This window comes from Dehalobacter sp. 12DCB1, assembly GCF_004343605.1.
Lineage (GTDB): Bacteria > Bacillota > Desulfitobacteriia > Desulfitobacteriales > Syntrophobotulaceae > Dehalobacter.
The window spans coordinates 39,632-63,676 of the sequence record NZ_POSF01000020.1 but is presented as its reverse complement, the minus strand read 5'-3'; the positions used below and the strand labels follow the sequence as shown (position 1 = coordinate 63,676).

Sequence of the window (24,045 nt, the reverse complement as noted above, 5' to 3'; positions counted from 1 at the left end):
CTTCAGTCTCATCAGGATTCCTGTATTTTTTCATAAAACAGGCAAAAAATCTGTCAATGATTGCTTTATTTTTTGGTGGACCTGCATCAGTTGGTCCTCATAACACTGCAGGTCCAGCGGATGATACATATTCTCGTGGCCGGAACCCCTCTTCCGTATTTTGCTGACGCTGCCTGCACCAAGACCAATGATGTTTTGCTGCTCTTCAATCATCGCAATATTATAGCGGCATTCTTTACCCCGAAGGGCATAGCCAATATTCTCAAGGTTACCGGCAATATACTTTTGTCGGTACAGATAATACGGAATATATCCGTGCTTTTGAATCCTGCGGTGGACTTCGCGCTGAATATCCTGCCAATCTTTAGAATCTTCGCGGTTTGAAGCCGAATGGTTCTCCCAGGCTGCAGAACCTCGTTTCAGCGCCAGGGCATGGACGGTAATGTTATCCGGTTGCAAAGCCAGTACTTTTTCCACACTGTCCAGGACTTCCTCGGATCCTTCACCCGGCAGTCCAAGGATCAAATCCATATTGATCACCCAGTCGGAAACTTCTCTGGCTAGAAGAAAACACTCCCGGATATCGGCGGCCGTATGCCTGCGTCCAATCACGGGCAGCGTTGCCTCCTGCATGGTCTGAGGGTTAACGCTTATTCGGCTCACCCCAAAATTCTTCATGACTGTCAGTTTAGTATGGTCAATCGTATCCGGTCTACCGGCCTCAACAGAATATTCACACCGCTCAGCCTGTGGAATCTCGTCACGGATGGTTTCCAGCAGCATTTGCAGGTCGGCGGCGCTTAGTACCGTCGGTGTCCCACCACCGATATAAAGGCTATCGGCCTTCATACCCAGCCCCTGCATCATTTTCCCGGTTAGTTTGACTTCCTTCTTCAGAGCTTTCAGATAGCGGCAAAGCTGTCCGCTCTGCTTCCCAGCCAGGGAATTGGACGGAAATGAGCAGTAGAAACAGCGGGACGGACAAAAGGGTATCGCAAGATAAACGCCGGCAAAATGCTCGGCTTCTTTCATCGTTTGACGGAAAGGCTGCTGAACCTGTTCGATCTGGTGAAGCAGGCTCACCTTTTCCTGGTCAACAAGGTAAAGTTCTCGCAGGACTTTATTCTTTTGTTCTTCGTCATATCCGAGATCGGTCATCTTACCAATGATTTTTCCGGGCCGTATACCGGTCAGGATTCCCCAGGGAAGCGTGCTCCCGGTATATTCGGATAAAAACAGACATAAACCTCTTTTTAAAATGATCTGAGGCAGCGGTTCTTTTCCGGGAAGCTGCAGTCCGTTGAAATCATTCGCTGATCCCGAATGTACTGTCCTCGTATACTTTTCTCCAGTCGTTCTGTCTGTCAGGCAGATTTCAAAAGCCTTTCCCAGGGAAGTATCGCTGGAATCTATAACGATGCAAAAAGCTTCAGCATCAGACCGTTTATGATCAACGGCAGACTGTATAATTCCAGCATCAGATCGAACGGCTGCTGATTGCATGTCATTCGGCAGTACGTCGGACAATAACTCGCCTGCCATATAGTTTTTGCCTGTTCTAAGCTTTTTACCTGGAAAAAAAGCTGCTATGATTTGTGAGCAGCTGGTTAACATTTTAGGATCAATTGTGGAACTGTAAATGAGAATACTTTCCTCCATCAGGCCAGGTCTCCGCTAATATATGGATTTCTAGCCCTTTCCCGGCCAATGGATGTAAAGGATTCATGTCCGGGATAAACCAGGATTTGATCGTCCAAAACCATTAGCTTATCATTGATACTGTTAAGAAGTTTATGAAAGTCCCCCCCGGGAAGATCCGCTCTGCCGATTGAACAGTCAAAGAGCGTGTCCCCGCTGAATAGCACACCATCCGACAGCAGACAGATGCCGCCCGGTGTATGCCCCGGCGTATGGATAACTTTCATTTGGACTTTACCAATAAAGAATTCCTGATCGTCTTCCAACAGTATTTCAGCTGGAGACATCACGTAGTCCCTGCTGAACATTCTGGAAAGGTTTTTCTGGGGATCCGTCAACATCCCTGCATCCTCCCTGTGGATGGCGACGTCAGCATGCAGGGTTTTCCTCAATTCTTCAGCTGCCCCGATATGGTCATAATGTCCGTGCGTCAAGATGATCCGCTCGACCTTCAGGTTATGCCTTTTCAGCAAATCCTTGATTATCATACTTCCCGATCCTGGGTCGATGATTACAGCCTTTTTAGTCTGGTCGCAAGCCAGTACGTAGCAGTTCACACCCAAGACAGGCGTCACAATTCTTTCAATCACGTGATATCGCCACCTCTATATAATATATACTTCCATCAATATACTGACTAACCCGAGCAAAGCTAATTTGATACCGTGTTTACGAATCAATCAGCTAGTTTAAAACTGTTTCTTGCTGTCCAGCAACAGCGTAACTGGTCCGTTGTTAACCAGTTCGACGTCCATGTCGGCCTGAAAAAGGCCCGTTTCAACCTTAATTCCAGTTTTTTGAAGATATTCTGTCAGGCTTTCAAACATTGCTTTGGCTGTTTCCGGAGGAGCTGCCTCAGAAAAGCTAGGCCTCCTGCCCTTCCGGCAGTCACCTAACAAAGTAAACTGGGACACGAGCAGTAGTTCTCCGCCGATATCGGCTACCGACAGATTCATTTTGGCCTGATCGTCTTCAAATACTCTTAAATTTAGTATTTTATCAGCAAGCCACTTGACATCATCCGTGTCGTCTTCCTGTCCGATCCCGATTAAAACCATGAGTCCTGCCCCAATCTGGCCTACAGTCTGATTCTCAACCCGTACAGCTGCGCTTTTAACCCTCTGAACAACACCCCGCATCAAGTGTTTCCTCCGCCCTGAATTCTCTCGACTACGGTAATATCTTTGACTTTACGGAACTTGTTAAGAACATAATTTAAATGGTCGAGGCTTTTCACTTCGATTCTCAGACGGATATGCGAGACGCGGTCTTTGCCTACCCGGGCACTCATTCCGAGCATGTGGGTCCGTGTTTCGGTGATTACGTTCATAATGTCGCTGACCAAACCCACGCGGTCCAGACCGATAGCCTCGATATCTACAGGATAAATTGACTCGACAGCGGCTTCCCATTCAACCTCAACGATCCGCTCCTGCTCTTCTGCCGTAAGTCCGATGAGCTCTGAGCAGTCTGCCCTGTGAATTGATACACCGCGGCCTCTCGTTATATAGCCGATGATCGGATCTCCGGGAAGCGGGTTGCAGCACCGGGAAAACCGGATCAGGATATTGTTTACCCCTTTGACCGATACTCCCTGAGAATGCTTCACCGGGTGCTTGTGTTCTGTCTGAATCGGAAAAAGCGGTGTTTTCAACTCTTCTTTCAGAATTTCTTCCTTTAAACGACCCAGGGCTTTTTTAAAAGTAATCGCGCCATCACCCATTGCTGCATATAAATCATCAATGTTGTTGAAGCTGAAGCTCTTGGCTAATTTGATCATGTTTTCTAATTTTAAGGCTATTGACGGTTCAAGACCAAGTTTCCTAGCTTCACGCTCGAGGCCTTCACGTCCTCTGATAATATTCTCTTCTCTTTTTTCTTTCTTAAACCATTGACGGATCCTGTTTTTAGCCTGAGAGGTCTTTACGAGACAGACCCAGTCCCTGCTTGGGCCGGTGGGCGTCCTGGTTGTCAGAATCTCGACAATATCCCCGTTTTTCAATTTGGTGTCAAGTGGAACAATCCTTCCGTTGATTTTGGCACCGATACAGCTATGGCCGACATCCGTATGAACCCGGTACGCAAAATCGATCGGACAGGAATCGGCCGGCAATTCAACGACATCACCTTTAGGCGTAAACACAAATACAGTATCCGCAAACAAGTCTATTTTCAGCGATTCCATAAATTCGCCGGCATCGTCCTTGGAGTCATGCTGTACTTCCAGGAGCTGGCGGATCCAGGATAGTTTCTGTTCAAAATTACTCTCAATTTTTTTGCCTTCTTTGTATTTCCAGTGGGCAGCAATCCCGTATTCAGCCGTCCGGTGCATCTCCCAGGTTCGGATCTGGATTTCAAACGGGTCCCCGTGGTTTCCGATTAATGTGGTATGCAGGGACTGGTACATATTCGGTTTCGGCATCGCAATATAATCTTTAAACCTTCCGGGAATAGGCTTCCATAGGGTGTGAATAACCCCCAGTGCTCCGTAACAGTCATTGACGGTTTTGACAATGACCCGGACTGCCGTCAAATCAAATATTTCACTCAGATCTTTGTTCTGATCGAGCATCTTTTTATAGATACTAAAGAAATGCTTCGGACGGCCGGCAATATCGGCTTCAATTCCGACTTCATCGAGCCTGACTTTAAGCTGTTCGATCACCTCATCGATCTGTTCCTGTCTTTCTTTTCTCTTTAAAGAAATACCTTCAACTAAATCGTAATATTCCTGCGAATGCAAATAGCGAAAAGCGAGATCTTCCAGCTCCCACTTGATCCGGAATATCCCGAGCCTATTGGCTAAGGGCGCGTAGATCTCGATCGTCTCCTGCGCAATTTCCTTTTGTTTAGATTCAGACTGATATTTCAGGGTCCGCATATTGTGCAGGCGGTCGGCCAGCTTGATTAAAATAACCCGAATATCCTTGGCCATCGCCAGAAACATTTTCCTTAAGTTCTCAACCTGGACTTCAACCTTGCTCTTGTACGAAATTTTGCCGAGCTTGGTTACCCCATCGACGAGCCCCGCAACTTCATCGCCAAAATTCTTACGGATATCTTCAAGTGTCCTGTTCGTATCTTCAGCAACATCATGCAGCAGCGCAGCAATGATCGTCGAATCGTCCATCTCCAATTCCGCAAGAATCGAAGCGACTTCCAGCGGATGATAGATATACTTTTCGCCGGAATTGCGGAGTTGGCCGCGATGGGCAAGTTCCGCATATTCATAGGCCTCTTCAATTTTCTCCAGGTTGTATTGCGCATTATTGGAAATCAATGTTTCCTTCAGTTGTTGAAAATTCATTAAGCCACCTCTGGGTTCCTATTCGCTCCAGACTCTGAAACGCAAAGAAGTCTGCAAGTAGGTTTTCTCGATATTGTTTAATTTAAATAAATACGGGCCTGTTCCGCCATACCAGCTGATGATGCCAAGTTCCTCGAATATTTTCATGATGCTGAGCTGCATTCCAGGTTTTTCCGCAGACGGTCCCCACCAAATAAAACCGCGTTCATCCGTTATGTGCTTAAGGTTTCGATAGAAATCCGCCAGCATCTTTCTGGAAAGACGCGGTGCCGAAGTCTTTTCTTTGAAGGCGGCAGTCTCGAAATCCGACAGGCTCCCGCTAATGGCTGGCTCCGGTTCGGAATATCCCTCAGCCGTACAGGCGATTTCCTGCTCGGCTCCGACACCGGAAGGACGAAAATCCTTGACGACGGCCTGGATGGTTTCGACATTACCGTAGCTGTTCAGCTCAAGATTATAAATAATATCGATCATATCGATGTTTTTGACCAGATCAAATTCTTGTCCCTTTTTAAACGCCATAGCTTCCCGTTTAAGCTTTGCTGCTGCGAGCGTCATTTTCAAATGTTCCCGGCCTTTACCGACAACAGAAACGTTTTGGACGGCAAGGCCATCCGTTCTTAAGACAGGTGCTGGATTTCCTGCCCCAAACGGAGCCATCTGTTCCAGCTCTTCCAATAACTGAGCATTCAGTTCATCCCACGATATCATAGAATCGATCTGAAAACGTTCCTTAAAGATGATCCCAAGTTCAAGAAAACTATTATTAAGTCCTTCCCGGAGCTGCGGGATCTGGTCTACAGGAAGCGTAAATCCGGCCGCTTGTTTATGACCGCCAAATTTGCTTAAAGTATTCGCCTGTTTTTTTAATTCGTCGAGAACATGATAGTCCGAGATTCCTCTGGCTGAGCCTTTCCCAGTATCCCCTTCCTCGGCAATAAGGAAGACCGGCCGCTTGTAGCGCTCCACGAGTCGCGAAGCGACAATGCCAATCACCCCGTGATGCCAGTTCGGTGAGGACAAGACAATGACATTGGGTATTGGGCCTTCAGCTAATATACGTTCAGCATCACAAAGCAGCTCCTTTTCAGTAAGCTGTCTCTGATTATTTTCCTTGCTAAGTTCCCTGGCCATCTCCAACGCATCATCATAGGTCTCTTCAAGCAGTAAGTTCAGTGCCAGCCTCGCCGTATCCATCCTCCCGGCGGCATTGATTCTCGGAGCAACAATAAACGAAATCTGACCTGCCTTAAGCTTCTTGCCAAGAAGGCCGCATTCCTCCAGCAGCGCCCTGATCCCGGAGTGCCTGGTATTTTCCATCACAGTCAGCCCATTTTTGACGAGGATTCTGTTTTCCCCGACGAGTGGGACAATATCCGCAATCGTTCCAAGCGCGACCAAATCAAGATAATCGTTCTCCGCCCCAAATGCCGCCTCAGAATAACCTAAACGGGCGTATAGGGCTTGCAGGAGTTTAAAGGCTACCCCGACACCAGCCAAATGCGGAAACGGATAACCTGAATCTGCTATTTTGGAATTTAATATTCCAACTGCGCAAGGCAGTTCGTCCTGCGGTTCATGGTGGTCCGTAACAATGATGTCGATACCGCAGGTTTTAGCAAAGGCTACCTCCTGGACAGCCGAGATTCCGCAGTCAACAGTGATAATCAGCGAGATATTGTTGTGGCTTGCTTTTTCGATCGTTTCCGAATGCAGGCCGTAACCTTCTTCCCGGCTCGGGATATGGACAACGACCTGATACCCAAGACTGGTCAGTCCCTTATACAGTAAGGCTGTTCCGGTTACACCATCGGCATCGTAATCCCCGTAGATCAAAATCTTTTCCTGATCCGCCCTGGCCTCGGCAAGCCTTTGCATGATGACCTCCATATCTTTAAACAAGAACGGAGAATGCAGGTCCAGAAGCGATGGCTTCAAAAATTCCAAAACACTGTCTCTCGAAGAATAACCGCGATTATGAAGAATACTCAAGGTACTGCGGGAGAGTCCCGCTTTTTTCAAAAATGCTTCACCCAAATACGTTTTGTGTGATAAAATCCACAAGTTGTTTTCCATTAATCAGTCCCTATTTCTGATTTTCAGAAGCGCCGACAGTATTTTCTTTGGCAACAGTCTGATTATCTTTGTTCTGACTATCCCTCTGCGGTATATCGATCGGATCAGCATCCGAAACTGCAGTTCTTTTGCTGGTAAATTTTTTATTGACTTTCGTTTCTTTCCTGGACTTTAATTCCCGGCGGAGTGCAAGGCAGAACATTAGCAGGGCACCTGCGAAGACCGAACAGAAAATAACGAGAACCAGCGGCAAATCTGCTGTCCAGAATAAGAAATGGATTGGAACAACTGCTGCATTTTGAACCGCAAAAATCACCACAATGAGCGCAATAATAATTGAAACTAACAAAATGACCATACTTTTCCCTCCTTTGTATCATTAATTCGTATCATTAATATAGTATATTTCCTATAATAAGCCAACCTGTGCAAAAAATAAACTTAAAAATTGCTTGAAACACAATCGCTCTGGAAATACTCCGATAGTTGAAAACGAGCGGGATGCCTATAATAGCAATCCAAATCAAAATTACCGGTATAAACGGCAGCAGCATTCCAAACAGGAACAGCGAAGAAACACTTCCGCCAACTACTTTCAGGACGCGAAAATTGTGTGTTTTCTGATTCAGCAGATAAGTCACAATGAGTCCAAAACACATATAGGCAAGAATGATAATTTCCCAGAACAGAATACTGCCCTGTTCATTCACCGCAAAATTGACTGCAGATATAATTAGGCCCGCAATGACGAGACCGGAGTAGTTACCAAGAAGCGTTATACCCGCCGCACAAACCAGGATTAATTCCAAGCCCAGCAGATTCCAAAACAACAATCCGTCACCCTGCTTATCATTAATATTTAATCCTGTATAGTATTGCCCCGTTCGCACTGGAATAATTATACTTTGCGGCCAAATTTTATAGATCGTTGCTAAAAGAAAATAGTCCCTGCCAATCATCTTTGGCACGAACTACATTAGTAATAATACAATGTTCTTAAATTATATATTGTACAGCCTTAATTCTCTTTCAGATACAGCTGGTCGAGGTTAAGCCAATAATTGATCCTATCTTCGCGGGGGTCCATGCTAATATCAATATTGCTGAAGACCAGCAGTACGCTCACTTCCGGTGTTTCCAGCTTCACGCACATATCACCCAAAGCTGCCTGATAGGTTTCGGCCTTACCCGGCGGGAACTTCGCAGAAATCTGGTCGATATAACCGTTCATATCCTGTTCAAGAATCACACGGCCATCTTGAAGAATCTTCAAAGACGGGATATTGTTATTGGCAGGGTACGTCCAATAGATGCTATAGGTGCCTTTGTCACCGTCAATCGTGATATATTCCTTCCCATTTGCATTTTCCATCTGTTTTACATATTCCATCTGCATATTTAAGGCCCAGCGATAACCGCTGATGTCAACAGGCTCAGGCGGCAACATCAGGGATGTAGCGATATACTTGTCTTTTCCCGGCATATCCTCAGGTTCCGGCCAGGTTTTATCAAAACCTAGTTTGTCTTTGAAGACATCGCTCTGGGCAAGACGCTTATCGAACCAGGACGGCAGCTTCGCATCACTGGCATTGGCGAGATAGTCGACTGCATCGGTAATGGATTCGCGTACAGCACGTTCCGGTTGGACAGCTGAGGGAGTCAGCTGGTTATCCTGCAGTATTCCCTGGTTGACCAATATCTTTTCCAGTCGGTTTACCTGCGCAGTGACCGGCAGTGCCTGATAGCCAACGACTGGCAATACGGAGAATACCGCAAGTACACAAGTCAGGACAGCGATTACAGCATGTGATCTTGCCTTTCGTATCATCAGCAGGACAGCCGCTGCTAAGGCCACAATCCAGATCAGTATGAAGGAATATTCAATCGTTTTAAGTCCTGACTTGCCCAGCTGGATTACGACTGCCCAGGCTTCGAAGGCCAGAATTACCAGGGCGGCAACCGGATAAATTCGGCGATAAAATTTTGCCAGTGCAGATTCGTAATTCGTGACCATCATATGGAGCCAAATCCCGCCGATGGTATAGGCTGAGGCAATGCCGGAAAGCTGTACGAAAGACGATGTACCTATGCCGCTCATCATCGTTTTGCCCGCCCAAAGAAGCAGAACTGCGGTCAACGCCAGGATAATCGGAATCATGATGCTGCCAAACAGGATTTCAATAAACCGCGGCTGTTTCTGGGCAACTTCACGGTGTTCGTCAACTTCTCCTTTGCGGAAATCGGGAAAATAGCCCACAAAGATTGTAAAGACTAAAAAGCCGGTCAGGGTCCCAATAACCATATAAACCTTGCTGCTCATGCCGTGATACAGCAAGGCCTGGACAGCACCTGCAACCCCAGAAACCCCGCCCATAATCACTGCTCCGTAAATGATAGCAATAAAGAAGGCCTTTTGCGTCATTAATAAGGACCTGGAGAAATCAGATTGGTCTTTGGGATATCCGGCCAGGATGATAAAGACCAGAAAACTGACCAGCATCGCCATACTCACACGGGCGCCAGCCAAAGTTGTAACTATAGCATAGCGAGATTCATCCGGGATCGTTCCTCCAAACAGGTAAAGTGCCAGGAAGGTTACAGCTGCGGCCACGACACCAAGCAGATTGGCACCCAAGAAAGCTTTTTTCTGATTAATCCGGCTTTGGGCAGCAGTAATTGCGGTCAGACTGAATACCGCACCCATTGCAAAAGCCCAATGCAGACAGTTGAACAGAAAGTTATAAGGTTCTTGTTGCGGCCAGTCAAGCTGAATCCTAATCATCGTTACGACGGCAAAACCGAAAGCACAGGCAATTGCAGCTGGAAAAGTTTGAAAGGCCTTCGCTGACCCACGAATAACCTGGACAATCGACCGGGTAAAAGCATTCATCCGTATACCTCCTTGCTGGAAAGTTCTATTCCAAAGTAACGAATCAATTTTGACTTAGTCTTAATAAATTTTCGACATTCATACGCTTATCCCTTCATCACTGGGGCCTTATTTATTACGAATATAACAGGAACTGCGGGGCATCCGGGACCCACAGTTACACTCAAATATTATGTTAGACATCTTTGGCAGCCTTGGGTCCCCGGCAGATCGCTATCTTGCCGGTTCTGACAATTTCAATGATTCCGTAGTCATCCAGCAGTTCGCAAATCGCATCAATTTTGACATCTTCACCGGTCAGCTCGATGATCATGGTCTCTTTATTGACATCGACAATATGGGCCCGGAAAATTTCGGCGAGGTTTATAATTTCTGCCCTGTTTTCCGGTGAAGCCTTCACCTTGATTAAGGCCAGGTCTCTGTGTACCCTGTCCTTTCCTGTAAGATCAATGATTTTGATTACATCAATTAGCTTGGAGAGCTGATTAACAACCTGTTCCAATTCATATTCATCATCAGCATCAACCTCAATGGTGATTCTGGACATGTCGGCTTCCTCGGTATAGCCGGCGTTAATGCTTTCGATATTAAAATTCCTCCGACTGATCAACCCGGAAACATGGGTCAAAACACCCGGTTTATTTTCCACCAATACGACTAAGGTATGTTTCATTTTCAGCCCCCCAATATCATTTGGTTTAAACCGGCCCCGGTCGGAACCATCGGCAAAACATCCTCTTCTTCAGGAATACGGATATCTACCAGGAACGGGCCTTCCGAGAAGATTGCTTTTTTCAGTACAGCTTCAATTTCTTCTTTCTTATCAAGACGGACGGCAGGAACGCCCATCGCCTTGGCGATCTGGACGAAATCTGCTTTCGTTCTCATACAGGAATGTGCATAATGGCTGTTGTAGAATTCCCGCTGCCATTGGGCAACCATTCCCAAAGACCGGTTATTTAAGATCATGACTTTGACAGACAAATTTAAGTCAGCAATCGTCATCAGCTCCTGGCAATTCATCATGAAGCCTCCGTCGCCGCATATGCAAATGACCTTCTTATTTGGCTTCCCGACCTGGGCTCCCATGGAAGCCGGAAGGCCGTAACCCATCGTTCCAAGTCCTCCGGAAGTCAACAGTGACCTTGGGTGTTTAAAACCGTAGAACTGGGCGGTCCACATTTGATTTTGGCCTACGTCCGTAACAATAACAGCGTTACCTTCTGTGATTTCACAGATCTTTTCAATGACAGGCTGTGGCAATATTTCATCCGTATCTTTTTTATACATGAGCGGCTTTTCTTTTTTCCAGCCAGACAGCTTTTCTAGCCACGGCTTAAACTGATCTTGCCATTCTTGAGCAGGTTTTTCCTGCAGTTTTTGATAGAACTTCTCGAGTGTCCAACGCAGATCGCCAATCACCCGGATATTTGCCCGGACATTTTTATTGATTTCAGCCGGATCAATATCAAAATGCACAATTTTAGCGTTAGAAGCAAACTGATCTAACCGTCCTGTGACCCGGTCATCGAAACGCACGCCGATTCCAATCAGCAGGTCCGTCTCGGTGGTGGACATATTTCCGGCATATGTGCCGTGCATCCCGATCATGCCAAAAAAGCGAGGATCATTGCTCAAGATACAGCCCAGCCCCATCAGGCTCGAGACTGTTGGTACCCCGGTATAGGCTACTATTTTTCGCATGATCTCAGAAGTATCCGACAGATTCAGGCCGCCCCCAACAAAAAACAAAGGCTTTTGGGCAAATTTAAGCTCGTCAAATACGGCATCCATCGTCCGGCTATCTCCCTCGGAGATCGGGGTATAACCTCTTAAATTAACCTCTGCGGGATACGCAAAATCTATTTCTTCAGCAAAGATATTTTTCGGAATATCAATTAAAACAGGACCCGGACGGCCCGTACGTGCAATATGAAAAGCTTCTTTCACGGTCTTCGGCAAATCCCTGACATCCCTAACCAGGTAATTATGTTTGGTAATCGGGGTTGTAATCCCGCGTATATCCGCTTCTTGAAAGGAATCCCGCCCTAAAAAAGGTACGGCAACCTGACCGGTAATCAGCACCAGCGGAACAGAATCCATATAGGCTGTGGCAATTCCAGTGATAAGATTCGTGGCCCCAGGGCCGGAAGTCGCCATACACACGCCGACCTTGCCTGTTGCCCTGGCGTAACCGTCGGCAGCATGGATTGCGCCCTGTTCATGTCTTGGCAGAACATGAGGAAATTCGGACATATACAGCGCATCATACAAAGTTAAGACCGATCCGCCGGGATAGCCAAAAACGACTTGTACATCTTCCTTTTTAAGACATTCGATGATTGCTTGTGCTCCGGTCATTTTCATTCTGCTATCTCTCCTCTCTCTTGTCTGTATTATAGTACAGAACGCAAATAAATGCACGAACTATATCAGTTCAGTCTATTCATTGTTCATGTTGTTTATTAACTTACTTGTTGTTTATTAACTTAAATGAAAGACGCACACTGTCTCCAATTAGAATTCTACTGTAAGATTGGTTTTTGCCAAATAGATTTTGCCGGCATAATACTGGGAAGCTTCATCTGCCAACTTTGCTGTTTCACCAATATGCGGGAAATGGGTCAGAAGAAGTGCTTTTGCGTCGATACGTCTGGCCAGGGCCGCAGCTTCGGTAGAGGTCAGATGCCCCTGGAATAAGCCGGTTTCATGGGCATATAGGCTTGATTCAGTAATCAATAGATCTGCTCCGCCTTCAAACTGGCTTAAATCAGATGCAGGCCCAAGATCACCGGTATAGATCAGGACTTTACCGGCATATTCAAGCTTCATTGCCAGGTTATAGGCATCATGGACGGTTGGAGCAAAGGAAACTTTCAAACCGTCAAGATCGAGAACCGTATCCGACTTTATTTCGATACCGCTGCTATATTCACCAAAGGTCAATTCCTTAAAGCATCCCGGCTGATTACTCGCATAAACAGGAAGCGGCTGTGTTCTTTTCTTAAACGCAAACGCAAATTTGCTCGCATATAGAAGGCATCCGAGATCTGCCGTATGGTCATGGTGAAAATGGGAAATAAAAACCGCGTCGATCTGCTCGTGGGAAACATGCTTCCATAAATTTGCCAATACCCCGCTGCCGCAGTCCAACAGGACTGTATGCCTGCCTGTCTGTAAAAGATACCCGGATGTTGCCTCTCCTGCTTCGGGATATGCTCCCCAGCAGCCTAGAACTGTTAGCTTCATTAATTCTCGCCCTTTCTAAGTGTCATATATTACTTGGGCTGGTCTCCATAATGTATAGCCGCTTTCGGCAAGTTGCACCCTCCGTGGCGCAAATAGCCGCGCTGCGCAATCCATGCTCCGCTTACGCTGTCTATACATTATGGAGACTAGTATTATGTAATTATGTATGAATTATATCAGCAATAACGCTTCTCTTTGCTGTCCTTGGCACTGCTCCGGCAGCATTAACTTCTCCATGAATGTCAAAAAGGACCCCGGAAAATCCGGGATCCTTGAATGATAGCATGAATTTAGCTTTCAGCCGGATTATCTTTTTTATTGTCTTCGCTGGTTCTCTTTTTAATCTCAACGACAAGCTGGCTGGCAATGCAAATGGATGAATAGGCCCCGAAAAATACGCCGATAATCATTGCCAGGGAGAAGGTTCTGGTCGATTCTCCGCCCAGGAAGAATATTGCGAGCAGAGCAATCAGCACGGTGCAGACAGTCTTTACGGAACGGCCCATCGTCTGCCAGACAGATTTGTCCACCATATCCTCGAAGCTGTCTTTCTTTTTCATGCGTCTTTCATTCTCTCTGATACGGTCATAGATGACGACGGTATCATTAATCGAATAACCAAAGATGGTGAGAATTGCCGCGATGAACGCTGCATCAATTTCCCACTGGAATATTGAGAACAAGCCCAAAGTAATAAGTATATCATGCAGAAGCGCAATGACGCTCGAAGCAGCATACACAAAACGGAAACGGAACGAAACATAAATCAGAATCAAAACAGACGCAACCGCCAGCGACTTCATCGCTCCCGATTTCAGTTCGTTGCCGATAGCAGGCTGAACAAGCTGTTCTTCAACATTTTTTATATCGAACGTTCCAGCCTGTTTCTGAATTGCCGCCAGAAGCTCGTCCCTCTTGGTCTGATCCAAAGCTTCCGTTCTGACGATAGCCGAAATGTCACCATTTGTCAGCTGTACGCTACCGGTCAGCCCAACAGAATCCACGGCCTGGTTGATATCCGCCTGGGTTACTTTTTCGTTAAACTGAATATTGAACATCGAACCGCCTTTATAGTCGATGCTGAGATTCAGTCCCTGCGTACAAAGCGAAGTAATACCAGGAATCAGAAGAATCAAAGATAAGACAAACCAGATATAGCGTTTTTTTACAATATTAAAATACAGTCTATGTTCATGTTTGACATCATCGTAACTGGCTTCGCTGGCGGCAGGGGTAACGACCGGGGCCGCATTTTTAGGTGTTTTTTTGTCTTTATACTTGTCAGCCACTTATTTTACCTCCTTTACGCCAAACAGCCATTTGCTCATCCGCGGGTTGATTCCAACAATCCAGCGCATAATCCAGCGGGTAAACGTAATAGCCGTAAACAGGCTCGCAACGATACCGACAATCAGCGTAATTGCAAAACCTTTGATCGAAGCAGAACCGAGCAGGAATAATGCCAGAGCAGCAAAAATGGTCGTAATATTAGAGTCAAACACCGTAATGAAGGCCCGGCTGAATCCGGCATCCACGGCAGCCCGCAGCGATTTGCCAAGCTTTAGTTCTTCCTTGATTCTTTCGTAGACAATAATATTCAAATCGACGGCCATTCCAATGGATAAGACAAACCCTGCAATGCCTGGCAAGGTAAGAACCGTCCCAATCCCGTATAAAACCCAGAGTACAATCACTGAAAAGACCACAAGAGAAAAATCAGCGACCAGCCCTGGTAAACGATAGAGCAGCAGCATGAATAAGAAAATAAAGATCAGTGCAATGACGCACGCATTTAGGCTCTTATTCAGGGAATCAGCACCCAAAAGTGCGCCTACCTGGTTTTTTTCAACAATGCTCATACTGACTGGCAACGCACCGGAACGGAACATGACGGCATACTGAGCTGCTTCTTCCAGGGAGGAATAGCCTTGGATCTGGCCTTGTCCGTCTACAATCGGCACAGAAACTACCGGATCCTGGATCTTTCGCTCATCCAGATAGATACCAATTTTCTGATTAAGATATTTCGTTGTAATATCAGCAAACTTCGTGGTACCCTCAGAAGCAAATGATATTTGCACAACATAATCCGTGCCGCCGTTCGAGGTATCGACTGCTGCCTTAGCATCCTTCAATAGGGAACCGTCCATCAGGATATTTCCCTGGGGATCCCGGAAAGTCAGCTTAGCGGTTGTTTGCAGGACTTTAACAGCCTCATCGGGATCAGCGACTCCGGCCAGCTCAACAATAATTCTCTTTTTGTCATAGTTCGTCTGAATATAAGGTTCGGCTACTCCGAGCCCGTTGACACGTTCTTCAATGACAGCCCGCGCTTTATCCATATCGTCGTTGGTAATCTCTGCACCGTCTTTACCCATCTCCGCCTGTAAAACCAGATGAACGCCACCGCGTAAATCAAGTCCCAGCGGAATCCCGCTTTTAGAATCTGTCAGCGGCTGGATCGAAAAGAATACCACAACAGCAACTAGAATTACGGCTATTGCAAGTTTTAAAGTATTTCCCCGTTTCATCCTTTTTCCTCCTAATAGAATAAAGGGACTCTCCCATACAAGCATTATTATATCCTTTTTGCATTTGAGGTGTCAATTTCAAAGCAATAAGCAAGTGTTTCGGCACTTGCTTATATTTGGAATCAAATTTCCGTAAACGAAACTGTTTTTTAACGCAGCTTATTTATCGTCTTTAACCTTGGTATCGTTATCTTCATCGATTTCTTCGGTTTCTTCAGCCTCTTCTTCGGGTTCAGGCTTATTTTTCTTATGAGTCTTGACAGGCGTTTCTTTGCCGCCCTCGGCACTTTTGATCGCAGACTTAAGTATTTCAATTTCAACATTGCTGGCAATCTTGATGACAACCGTATCTTCTTTTATTTTGGTAATGGTACCTAATATTCCGCCAATCGTTATGACTTTAGCCTTGATTTTAATGGACTCCATCAGTCTCTGCCGCTCTTGTTTCTGCTTTCTGCTCGGCAAAACAAACATAAAGATAATCATAATAACAAATACTGCAAAATACATCATCGTTGTCGTACTTTGATCCATAAGTAAAGAATCCCCCTTAAATTGTAAATTACCTAAATATGCATACTATACCTGATTATATCATCTTTATTCCGTAAATTCAGCATGTATTTAGATTATTTTTCATAACCGTAGTCCGCAAAAAATTGTTTCCGGTATTCCGGAAGCCGATCTTCGGCAATCGCCTGACGGATTCCTTCCATTAAATGAGTCAGAAAGTGCAGGTTATGGATCGTCATCAGCCTGTGTCCGAAAATCTCATCCGCTTTGATCAGGTGCCGGATATACGCCCGGGAATAATTCCGACAGGTATAACAGCTGCAGGTCGAATCAATCGGCGTAAAATCGTCAGCATAGGTGGCATTACGGACCACAACCTTACCAAACCTCGTCATTGCTGTCCCATTTCGGGCAATACGCGTCGGCAGTACACAGTCAAACATATCAATGCCATGCATGACGCCCTCGATTAAGTCATCAGGTGAGCCCACACCCATCAGATATCTTGGTTTGGCTTCGGGTAGCAGCGGAACGGTATAATCCAGCACTTCGTACATCAGTTCTTTAGGTTCCCCGACACTCAAGCCCCCCAGTGCATACCCAGGCAGATCAAGTCCGGTAATTTCCTGAGCGCTTTGTTTGCGGAGATCCTCATACATTCCTCCCTGGACAATGCCAAAAAGGGCCTGACGATCGGTGGAAGTCAGCGTGTTTTTGCAGCGCTGCAGCCAGCGGAAGGTCCGTTCAGCGGATTTTTCCGTGTACTCCCGGGTTGCCGGGTAAGGCGTGCACTCATCAAAAGCCATCACAATATCCGAACCAAGAGCAATTTGAATTTCCGTCGCTTTCTCCGGACTTAAGAACTGTTTGGAGCCATCAAGATGAGAACGAAATTCCACGCCCTCTTCGGTGATTTTCCGTAAATCCCCGAGACTGAAAACCTGGAACCCTCCGCTGTCGGTCAAAATCGCGCCATCCCAGTTCATAAATCTATGCAGGCCGCCTGCGTGTTTAATCAGTTCGTGACCCGGACGCAAAAACAGATGATAGGTATTGCTTAAAATTATGTCGGCTCCGAGCATCTTCAGTTCTTCTGGGCTAACCGATTTTACGGTAGCCTGAGTTCCTACAGGCATAAACACAGGCGTCTCTATCATGCCATGAGGGGTATGAAGTCTTCCCAGACGGGCCTTGGTACGGGTGTCTTTCTTTAGTATTTCCAGTTTAACGGCCGCCAAAACATTTCTTCCTCTCTATTTGTTAAATTAACCCTGAAACATGGCATTCTCCATGTATTAACGAGAACTAGAATGCGTGTATTCTCCCCATGTTAAACTAAAAACATAGCGTCCCCGAAACTGAAAAAACGATATTCCTCACGGACTGCAGTCTGATACGCTTTCAGAATCAATTCCCGACCTGCAAATGCACTGACCAGCATCAGCAGTGTCGAGCGCGGAAAGTGGAAATTTGTGATTAAGGCATCGACAATTTTGAATTGATATCCGGGGTAGATAAAAATATCCGTCCAGCCTTCGGTCTCGGACAGCACATTCCTGGAAGCATCCTGACAAAGTCCTGCAGCGGATTCCAATGTCCGGACCACGGTTGTCCCAACCGCAATCACCCTGCGGCCTTCTTTTTTGGCCAGAGAGATTCTGGCGGCAGTCTCAGAATCAATGCTGAAATATTCCGTGTGCATTTGGTGTTCGGTGATTTCTTCCGTCTTTACCGGCCGAAACGTTCCCAGACCGACATGCAACAGGACTTCAAGAACCTCTACTCCGTTGTCCCTAATCCTGTGCAGCAGCTCTTCCGTAAAATGCAGGCCTGCCGTAGGCGCCGCAGCCGAACCATTTTCTTTGGCATAAACAGTCTGATACCGCTCTTTATCGTTTAATTTTGCTGTGATATACGGAGGTAAAGGCATCTCGCCGAGACTGTCCAGGACTTCCTCAAACAGGCCTGAATACGTAAAACGGATGATCCTGTTTCCATCGTCAAGAATTTCGATCAGTTCCCCGTACAAAAGTCCTCCCCCGAAAATAACGTTTTGACCCGGTTTTAGCCTTTTGCCGGGTCTAACCAGGACTTCCCAGCGATCCCTGTCTATTCTCTTTAGCAGGAGCACCTCAATTTTTGCTCCGGTACCTTCTTTTTCCCCAATTAATCTGGCCGGAATCACCCTAGTCTTGTTCAAGACAAGCACGTCTCCCGCATTAAAGAATTGCACAATATCCTGGAATAAGTAATGAAATATTTCACCTTTGGCTTTATCCACCAGCATCAGCCTTGATGAATCCCGCGGTTCTGCCGGTGTTTGAGCAATCAGTCTTTCCGGCAAGTCGTATTCAAAATCCTCCAACCTCATTCTCTGCTACTCCATTTTCACCAAATCAATATTTTTATAGTAATAGTTTAGGATATCCTGATAAGAATAGCCTTGCATTGCCATATCATAGGCACCCCATTGGGACATCCCGACGCCGTGCCCCCAGCCCCTGCCATTGAAAACAAATACACCGTATATTCCAGGTTTTTCTGCTATACCGTCATTGGAGCTTTTGATCCTGGAGAGCAGTGGACCAGTGCCTTTTTCCGCGGAGGTCCCTGCCGAAGGATTCCCAGTCAAACAAATCTCCGGGGTATTTTTCTGAAGTACAGGCATGATATATTCTACCTTAAATAGTCTTCCAAGGAAAGAATCACTTGATAGAGATCCTTCAGGATAAAATTTGCGGACAAAATCCCCGCCGGATACCGTTTTTTCGTTGCCTAACCAATCTTGAAGCACGACACGGTATACGCGGCCCGATACATATTTCGCCAGTTTCACCTGTCTTACAGGGGCCAGATCAAAAGCTTTTCCAAGAACATCCGCGGCAATCACAAACCTCCAGTGGTCGGTATAACCCCCAATGCCGTTGGAAAATGGATCCGGAGTAGACGTATAATGAGCGTCCTGATTTTGCCAGACATTCTGAGGGGCCTCCATATAACCGCCGTTATGCGAAGAGTAGAAAATTGAAATGGGTCTGCCGGTATCCTGATCAGCCAGAACCTCTCCCGTCGTTGCAGTCACCGCCTGGCTGGCTGCCCCTTCCACAGATTTGCCGAGGTAAGCCTGATGGATATCGGGTGAATCCGTGATAACACCATCGTTTATATTTTTCAGCAAATATGTCCTTGCGGCGACCGCCTGCGCTTTCAGGGCTTCGAAACCTTTTGCGGCCCAGGCATTGCTCATCTCTATCGGAACGACTCCTTTCAAGTAGTCTTCCTGCTCAAGTGAATTATACAGTTTCCAGCAACCGTTTTCTTTCACAATAGAAAGATTTCCGCGGTAGCTGATCCAATCCTTTTCGGGTTCTCTGATCCGAAAAATGCCCTGATTCTTGGAGGTAAGCTTAATTTTATTTTTCTCCAGAATCACGAACCGATCACCGACAGCCAGGAAATTTGCCATACTGCTCTGGCCGATCTGACAACGGTCCCCGGCTGTTAGGCTGACGCTGAAATCATTATAGTCGAGGGTATAACTGCCCTGTCTGACTTCAATTTCCAACCAGCTGGTTTCAGGAAACTGCCAGACAAGCTTCACAGTTACCTCCCTTGCAAGCGCTGCATTCGGTGTCAGGGTAATCAAAAAAAGCATTACAACAAATAATAGGCAAAAAGCTTTAGACAAAAAAGCGCTCTGTTTAACACCGCAGCCATGGAAAAACATTTGATCGACTCCTTCACTATCCGGCTGTTAAACAGATTGCCCAACTATCGTTCAGTATATTCAATTATTTTCCTATAGAAAGCTTGACTTACTCCAAGCCTTTGACGCTGGCGAAAGCCTTAGTTGCCCTTAAATGAATCAGAAAGCTATTTACTTTCTGATTCGCAAAAAAGTCCCGTCTGTACATTCGCCGGAAGATCCATTCCAAAATAGTTGTAGACCTGGTTCGTTACCATTCTACCTCTTGGTGTCCGCTGCAGAAAACCTCTCTGCAGCAAAAATGGTTCCACAACATCTTCCAGGGTCTCGGCCTCTTCACCTACAGTAGCTGCCAGCGTTTCCAGACCAACCGGTCCTCCGTCAAAATTCCGGATAATGGCCAGCAAAATTTTCTGGTCCAGACTGTCCAGGCCCATCGGATCAACTTCGAGCTTATCCATTGCTTTGGCTGCCGTCTGAGAGTCAACAATCCTGCTTCCCCAGAACTGCGCATAGTCCCTTACCCTTTTGAGCAGCCTGTTAGCGACCCGCGGTGTCCCTCTGGAACGCTTGGCAATCTCCTCCGCTCCGTCCGGCGACAGATCCACTTTCAGGATCCGGGAAGCCCTGGCGACGATCTGCAGCAGTTCCTCTGTCGTATAAAATTCCAGACGGCTGATGACCCCGAATCTGTCCCTTAAAGGAGACGTGAGCTGTCCGGCTCTGGTCGTCGCGCCAATCAGCGTAAACGGAGACAGGGACAGCCTGATGGAACGGGCACTCGGCCCTTTGCCAATGACGATATCCAGACAATTATCTTCCATCGCTGAATACAGGACTTCTTCTGCTGTCCTGCTTAGACGATGAATCTCATCAATGAACAGCACATCGCGCGGTTCGAGCGAAGTCAAAAGTGCCGCCAAATCTCCCGGTCTTTCAATCGCGGGTCCGGAAGTCGTCCGGATATTAACTCCCATCTCAGCCGCAATAATATTGGCCAGCGTGGTCTTGCCAAGTCCCGGCGGACCATAAAGAAGGACATGGTCGAGAGCCTCTCCCCTGTTCTGGGCCGCCTGGATAAAGACGCTTAAGTTTTCTTTGATACTTGCCTGTCCGATATATTCCATCAGCCTGCCCGGTCTTAAAGCTTCGAATTCCCGGTCTTCAGGACGCTCCAGGGAAGTGATGACTCTTTCCAAGTTTTTTCCTCCTTTAAATCAATGTTTTTTAAAATGTTTTTTAAATTGCTCGGGTAAAGTCTCCGTAATGGAAGACCGCTTTCGGCTATTGCGCCATCCATGACGAGTCGCTCCTTGCCATCCATGGCATCGCGACATTAGGCCATCCGTGGCCGTCAAAAAAGCCGCGCTACGCAATCCATGCTCCGCTTGACGCCGGTCTTCCATTACGGAGACTTAGTCTGGAGCTAGTAAAAGCTTAATTTCAAAGTTTATGCTTCTGAATCGTTGTCGTAGTCAAATGTCATTTTACAACAGGAATGAGCTTCATTCTGACTTTCCAACATGCCAACTTACTTGAAAACCTAAGATTAGTCCGGGGGCCACAGTTCCGCTGTAAGCGGAGCACGATGCGGAGCGCGGCCTTTTGACGGCCACGGATGGCCTAATGCCGCGGTGCCATGGACGGCAAAGAGCGGCGTGCCATGGATGGCACAACGGCCGAAAAGCGGTATTGTGGCCCACAGACTTGCCCTGATAATGGTTTTAGATATAGAGATAAGCAATAATTTGTGTAAGTAATTTGAGAATCATGTGCGAGTATATCAAAGGGTATCACATATGTTCTGGCGGTCCTGCCAATAAGCGAAGTGCTTCTTTGAGCTGATCCTCCATGGAAGACAGTCCTCTCTTTTCCGCCCTAGTCAGGGCATCACGCGCTTCATAGCGGGAAAAGCCCAAGGCCAGCAGCGTCTCCAGGGTGTCGTTGGCCGGGATAAAGGAGCCTAGATCTTCTGTTCCGGCTTTGATATCAACATCCTTAATCTTTTCTTTCAGTTCCAGGATGATTCTTTTTGCAGTTTTGCCGCCGATTCCGGGGACTTCGGTTAATTGAGAAACGTCCTCACAGACAATCGCCGTCTTGATCTTACTGACAGAAAAAGCCGACAAAATACTCAGTGCTGCCTTTGGACCAATCCCGGTTACGTTGAGCAGCTGCAGAAACAGCTCTTTTTCATCCCGGGTCAAAAAGCCGTACAAAGACAAATCATCTTCCCGCATGATTAAATGGGTATGCAGGACTGTTTCTTCCCCCTGCCTGATCTTTGCCATCGAACTTACCGGAACATGGAGCAAATAGCCTACACCGCCGACATCCAGTACCAGGCGGTCCGCTTCGGCCATCCACACATTCCCCCGCAGCATTCCGATCATTTGAGCATTCCTCCATTTATCCGACGTCCTATGCTGTGCGCATGACATATGGCGATGGCCAGCGCATCAGCTGTGTCATCAGGCTTTGGTGTTTCCTGCAGCGACAGGATCGCCTTGACCATATACTGTATCTGCTTTTTATCCGCTTTACCGTACCCGACCACAGCCTGTTTGACCTGCAAGGGCGTATATTCGAATACTTCAATATTCCGGCGGGCTGCGCCCAATAAAACGACTCCCCTGGCCTGCCCAACTGTAATCGCCGTCGTGGTGTTGCGGTTAAAAAACAATTCTTCCACAGCCATCACATCAGGTGAATATTCTCTTAGAAAATCCTCCAGAGATTCATAGAGTATCCTGAGTCTGTCCGGCATCGGCAAATCAGGTGGTGTCCGCCAGCAGGAATAAGTGACTGGAGAAAGCTTTTGGCCGTTTTTTTCGATCAGTCCGTACCCCATGATGGCAGTTCCCGGGTCAATGCCAAGAATCAACATCTTCTTGCTCCTTCTGTGATCCTCATTCCGTTATTCCAGTACCTTGTCAAGCTTATCGTACCTATCGTCCTATACCTGTACCATGTTCAATTTTAAATTCGTTCTATCCAGGCGGCAGATACGGTTTAGAGATCAGCATCTTCCAGTGATTCGGCAAGATCAAAGTTTGTATAGACTTTCTGAACGTCATCATGGTTCTCCAGCGAATCGATTAACTTAATGATTTTTTTCGCTTGTTCGATATCGGCAATCTCGACGCGATTGACTGGAATCAGATTGATGGCCGCATTTTCAATCGGTATCATACTGTCCAGCAGCACTTGCCTGACTTCCTGCATATCGGCCGGATCAGTGAAAATTTCATAGCTTTCATCTTCGGATGCGACATCCTCAGCACCTGCCTCAAGTGCCAGGAGCATGATTTCATCTTCATCCATCTTCAAATCTTCTTTCGGTACATCAAGCTGTCCTTTTTCCGTGAACATCCAGCTGACACTGCCGGTTTCGCCGAGGTTGCCGCCATTTTTCGAAAAAAGGTGACGCATCTCCGACGCCGTCCGGTTCCTGTTGTCCGTCATCAGCTCTACCATGATCGCAACGCCGCCGGGGCCATAGCCTTCGTAACGCAGTTCTTCATAATTGGCGCCTTCTCCTGCTCCGGCGCCTTTCTGGATCGCGCGCTGAATATTGTCATTCGGCAGGTTGGCCGCCTTGGCATTATCAATCGCAATTTTCAACCTGAAGTTTCCGTTCGGGTCTGCGCCGCCTGCCCGCGCGGCCACCATAATCTCTCTGGCTAATTTTGTGAAAATCCGGCCTTTGATGGCATCGGTTTTAGCTTTTTTATGTTTAATATTCGCCCATTTGGAATGACCTGACACAATGATTCCTCCCTGATACATTATAGCCTATATATTTTACCATGTAGCGGGAACTCAGGCAAAAAAAAATCAAGGATTAATCTCAAGCCTTTCGTTATAACTCTTCCATGCGGCAAAATATCTGAATTTGAAGAATTTGAAAGCGCTTTCAAATTCTTCAGTTATCGAATTAGACTCTTTTCCGGAACCATCGGTGTATCCGGTGCACCCGGAATACCGTTTGTATCAAAGCCGGCGATGAAAACAAGCTTGTCCCCGTACTCTTTTACCAGAATCAATTATTTTATTCGGGAAGGAAATTTCAGAG

21 protein-coding genes are annotated in these 24,045 nt (G+C 46.7%); all 21 read right to left on the bottom strand.

Annotated features, from left to right (window positions below):
* Positions 1 to 30 precede the first annotated feature (30 nt).
* Positions 31 to 1,659 carry a coproporphyrinogen dehydrogenase HemZ gene (gene hemZ / locus C1I38_RS13320; RefSeq protein WP_119776649.1) on the bottom strand — a complete coding sequence of 543 codons (1,629 nt, stop codon included), beginning with the start codon at positions 1,657 to 1,659 and terminating at the stop codon, positions 31 to 33.
* The gene (locus C1I38_RS13315; RefSeq protein ID WP_119776650.1) at positions 1,659 to 2,288 is read right to left on the bottom strand and encodes an MBL fold metallo-hydrolase; all 630 of its coding nucleotides are present in this window, start codon (positions 2,286 to 2,288) and stop codon (positions 1,659 to 1,661) included. Before C1I38_RS13315 ends, hemZ begins: the two co-directional genes overlap by 1 nt.
* A gap of 99 nt (positions 2,289 to 2,387) precedes the next feature.
* Positions 2,388 to 2,837, bottom strand: a complete 450-nt coding sequence (gene dtd, locus C1I38_RS13310) for a D-aminoacyl-tRNA deacylase (protein WP_119776652.1) — start codon at positions 2,835 to 2,837, stop codon at positions 2,388 to 2,390.
* Positions 2,837 to 5,005, bottom strand: a complete 2,169-nt coding sequence (locus C1I38_RS13305) for a bifunctional (p)ppGpp synthetase/guanosine-3',5'-bis(diphosphate) 3'-pyrophosphohydrolase (protein ID WP_119776654.1) — start codon at positions 5,003 to 5,005, stop codon at positions 2,837 to 2,839. The genes dtd and C1I38_RS13305 overlap by 1 nt, the downstream gene beginning before the upstream one ends.
* 18 nt (positions 5,006 to 5,023) lie before the next feature.
* Positions 5,024 to 7,027, bottom strand: coding sequence for a single-stranded-DNA-specific exonuclease RecJ (gene recJ / locus C1I38_RS13300; RefSeq protein ID WP_243109317.1), 2,004 nt, complete (start codon positions 7,025 to 7,027; stop codon positions 5,024 to 5,026).
* A gap of 64 nt (positions 7,028 to 7,091) precedes the next feature.
* Positions 7,092 to 7,439: a lipopolysaccharide assembly protein LapA domain-containing protein gene (locus tag C1I38_RS13295; RefSeq protein WP_119776657.1), complete on the bottom strand. Its 348-nt coding sequence runs from the start codon at positions 7,437 to 7,439 to the stop codon at positions 7,092 to 7,094.
* 34 nt (positions 7,440 to 7,473) lie between these two features.
* Complete coding sequence (locus C1I38_RS13290) at positions 7,474 to 7,911, bottom strand: hypothetical protein (RefSeq protein WP_243109316.1); 438 nt, start codon at positions 7,909 to 7,911, stop codon at positions 7,474 to 7,476.
* 188 nt (positions 7,912 to 8,099) lie between these two features.
* Positions 8,100 to 9,971, bottom strand: coding sequence for a DUF4153 domain-containing protein (locus tag C1I38_RS13285; protein WP_119776659.1), 1,872 nt, complete (start codon positions 9,969 to 9,971; stop codon positions 8,100 to 8,102).
* 175 nt (positions 9,972 to 10,146) lie between these two features.
* The gene (gene ilvN / locus C1I38_RS13280) at positions 10,147 to 10,644 is read right to left on the bottom strand and encodes an acetolactate synthase small subunit (RefSeq protein ID WP_119776660.1); all 498 of its coding nucleotides are present in this window, start codon (positions 10,642 to 10,644) and stop codon (positions 10,147 to 10,149) included.
* Positions 10,645 to 10,646: 2 nt separating this feature from the next.
* Complete coding sequence (gene ilvB, locus C1I38_RS13275; protein WP_119776662.1) at positions 10,647 to 12,338, bottom strand: biosynthetic-type acetolactate synthase large subunit; 1,692 nt, start codon at positions 12,336 to 12,338, stop codon at positions 10,647 to 10,649.
* 150 nt (positions 12,339 to 12,488) lie between these two features.
* Positions 12,489 to 13,220: an MBL fold metallo-hydrolase gene (locus tag C1I38_RS13270; RefSeq protein ID WP_119776664.1), complete on the bottom strand. Its 732-nt coding sequence runs from the start codon at positions 13,218 to 13,220 to the stop codon at positions 12,489 to 12,491.
* Between the two features lie 290 nt (positions 13,221 to 13,510).
* Entirely contained in the window at positions 13,511 to 14,509 is a 999-nt protein-coding gene (gene secF, locus C1I38_RS13265) for a protein translocase subunit SecF (protein WP_119776665.1), read from the bottom strand.
* Complete coding sequence (gene secD, locus C1I38_RS13260) at positions 14,510 to 15,751, bottom strand: protein translocase subunit SecD (RefSeq protein ID WP_119776667.1); 1,242 nt, start codon at positions 15,749 to 15,751, stop codon at positions 14,510 to 14,512.
* A gap of 159 nt (positions 15,752 to 15,910) precedes the next feature.
* Positions 15,911 to 16,285 (bottom strand): preprotein translocase subunit YajC, encoded by a 375-nt coding sequence (gene yajC, locus C1I38_RS13255; protein WP_119776669.1) that lies wholly within the window; start codon positions 16,283 to 16,285, stop codon positions 15,911 to 15,913.
* A 95-nt stretch (positions 16,286 to 16,380) separates the two neighbouring features.
* Entirely contained in the window at positions 16,381 to 17,502 is a 1,122-nt protein-coding gene (tgt, locus tag C1I38_RS13250) for a tRNA guanosine(34) transglycosylase Tgt (protein WP_119776670.1), read from the bottom strand.
* A 92-nt stretch (positions 17,503 to 17,594) separates the two neighbouring features.
* Positions 17,595 to 18,635 carry a tRNA preQ1(34) S-adenosylmethionine ribosyltransferase-isomerase QueA gene (queA, locus tag C1I38_RS13245; protein ID WP_119776672.1) on the bottom strand — a complete coding sequence of 347 codons (1,041 nt, stop codon included), beginning with the start codon at positions 18,633 to 18,635 and terminating at the stop codon, positions 17,595 to 17,597.
* Positions 18,636 to 18,641: 6 nt separating this feature from the next.
* Entirely contained in the window at positions 18,642 to 19,991 is a 1,350-nt protein-coding gene (locus C1I38_RS13240; RefSeq protein WP_119776673.1) for a SpoIID/LytB domain-containing protein, read from the bottom strand.
* Positions 19,992 to 20,137: 146 nt separating this feature from the next.
* Positions 20,138 to 21,169 (bottom strand): Holliday junction branch migration DNA helicase RuvB, encoded by a 1,032-nt coding sequence (ruvB, locus tag C1I38_RS13235; RefSeq protein WP_119776675.1) that lies wholly within the window; start codon positions 21,167 to 21,169, stop codon positions 20,138 to 20,140.
* Positions 21,170 to 21,763: 594 nt separating this feature from the next.
* Complete coding sequence (gene ruvA / locus C1I38_RS13230; RefSeq protein ID WP_119776676.1) at positions 21,764 to 22,363, bottom strand: Holliday junction branch migration protein RuvA; 600 nt, start codon at positions 22,361 to 22,363, stop codon at positions 21,764 to 21,766.
* Entirely contained in the window at positions 22,360 to 22,857 is a 498-nt protein-coding gene (gene ruvC / locus C1I38_RS13225) for a crossover junction endodeoxyribonuclease RuvC (RefSeq protein ID WP_020490869.1), read from the bottom strand. The genes ruvA and ruvC overlap by 4 nt, the downstream gene beginning before the upstream one ends.
* A gap of 125 nt (positions 22,858 to 22,982) precedes the next feature.
* A complete protein-coding gene (locus C1I38_RS13220) occupies positions 22,983 to 23,738 on the bottom strand; it encodes a YebC/PmpR family DNA-binding transcriptional regulator (protein WP_119776678.1) in 756 nt (251 codons plus the stop codon).
* Positions 23,739 to 24,045: the final 307 nt, after the last annotated feature.

Bases quoted from the DNA above. Each gene is read 5' to 3' on its own strand.
- yajC (WP_119776669.1), bottom strand. From the start codon at position 16,285: ATGGATCAAAGTACGACAACGATGATGTATTTTGCAGTATTTGTTATT.
- C1I38_RS13285 (WP_119776659.1), bottom strand. From the start codon at position 9,971: ATGAATGCTTTTACCCGGTCGATTGTCCAGGTTATTCGTGGGTCAGCG.
- hemZ (WP_119776649.1), bottom strand. From the start codon at position 1,659: ATGGAGGAAAGTATTCTCATTTACAGTTCCACAATTGATCCTAAAATG.
- C1I38_RS13305 (WP_119776654.1), bottom strand. From the start codon at position 5,005: ATGAATTTTCAACAACTGAAGGAAACATTGATTTCCAATAATGCGCAA.
- C1I38_RS13295 (WP_119776657.1), bottom strand. From the start codon at position 7,439: ATGGTCATTTTGTTAGTTTCAATTATTATTGCGCTCATTGTGGTGATT.
- C1I38_RS13270 (WP_119776664.1), bottom strand. From the start codon at position 13,220: ATGAAGCTAACAGTTCTAGGCTGCTGGGGAGCATATCCCGAAGCAGGA.
- ruvC (WP_020490869.1), bottom strand. From the start codon at position 22,857: ATGTTGATTCTTGGCATTGACCCGGGAACTGCCATCATGGGGTACGGA.
- secD (WP_119776667.1), bottom strand. From the start codon at position 15,751: ATGAAACGGGGAAATACTTTAAAACTTGCAATAGCCGTAATTCTAGTT.
- dtd (WP_119776652.1), bottom strand. From the start codon at position 2,837: ATGCGGGGTGTTGTTCAGAGGGTTAAAAGCGCAGCTGTACGGGTTGAG.
- ruvA (WP_119776676.1), bottom strand. From the start codon at position 22,363: ATGATCGGAATGCTGCGGGGGAATGTGTGGATGGCCGAAGCGGACCGC.
- C1I38_RS13240 (WP_119776673.1), bottom strand. From the start codon at position 19,991: ATGTTTTTCCATGGCTGCGGTGTTAAACAGAGCGCTTTTTTGTCTAAA.
- ilvN (WP_119776660.1), bottom strand. From the start codon at position 10,644: ATGAAACATACCTTAGTCGTATTGGTGGAAAATAAACCGGGTGTTTTG.
- queA (WP_119776672.1), bottom strand. From the start codon at position 18,635: ATGAGGTTGGAGGATTTTGAATACGACTTGCCGGAAAGACTGATTGCT.
- ilvB (WP_119776662.1), bottom strand. From the start codon at position 12,338: ATGAAAATGACCGGAGCACAAGCAATCATCGAATGTCTTAAAAAGGAA.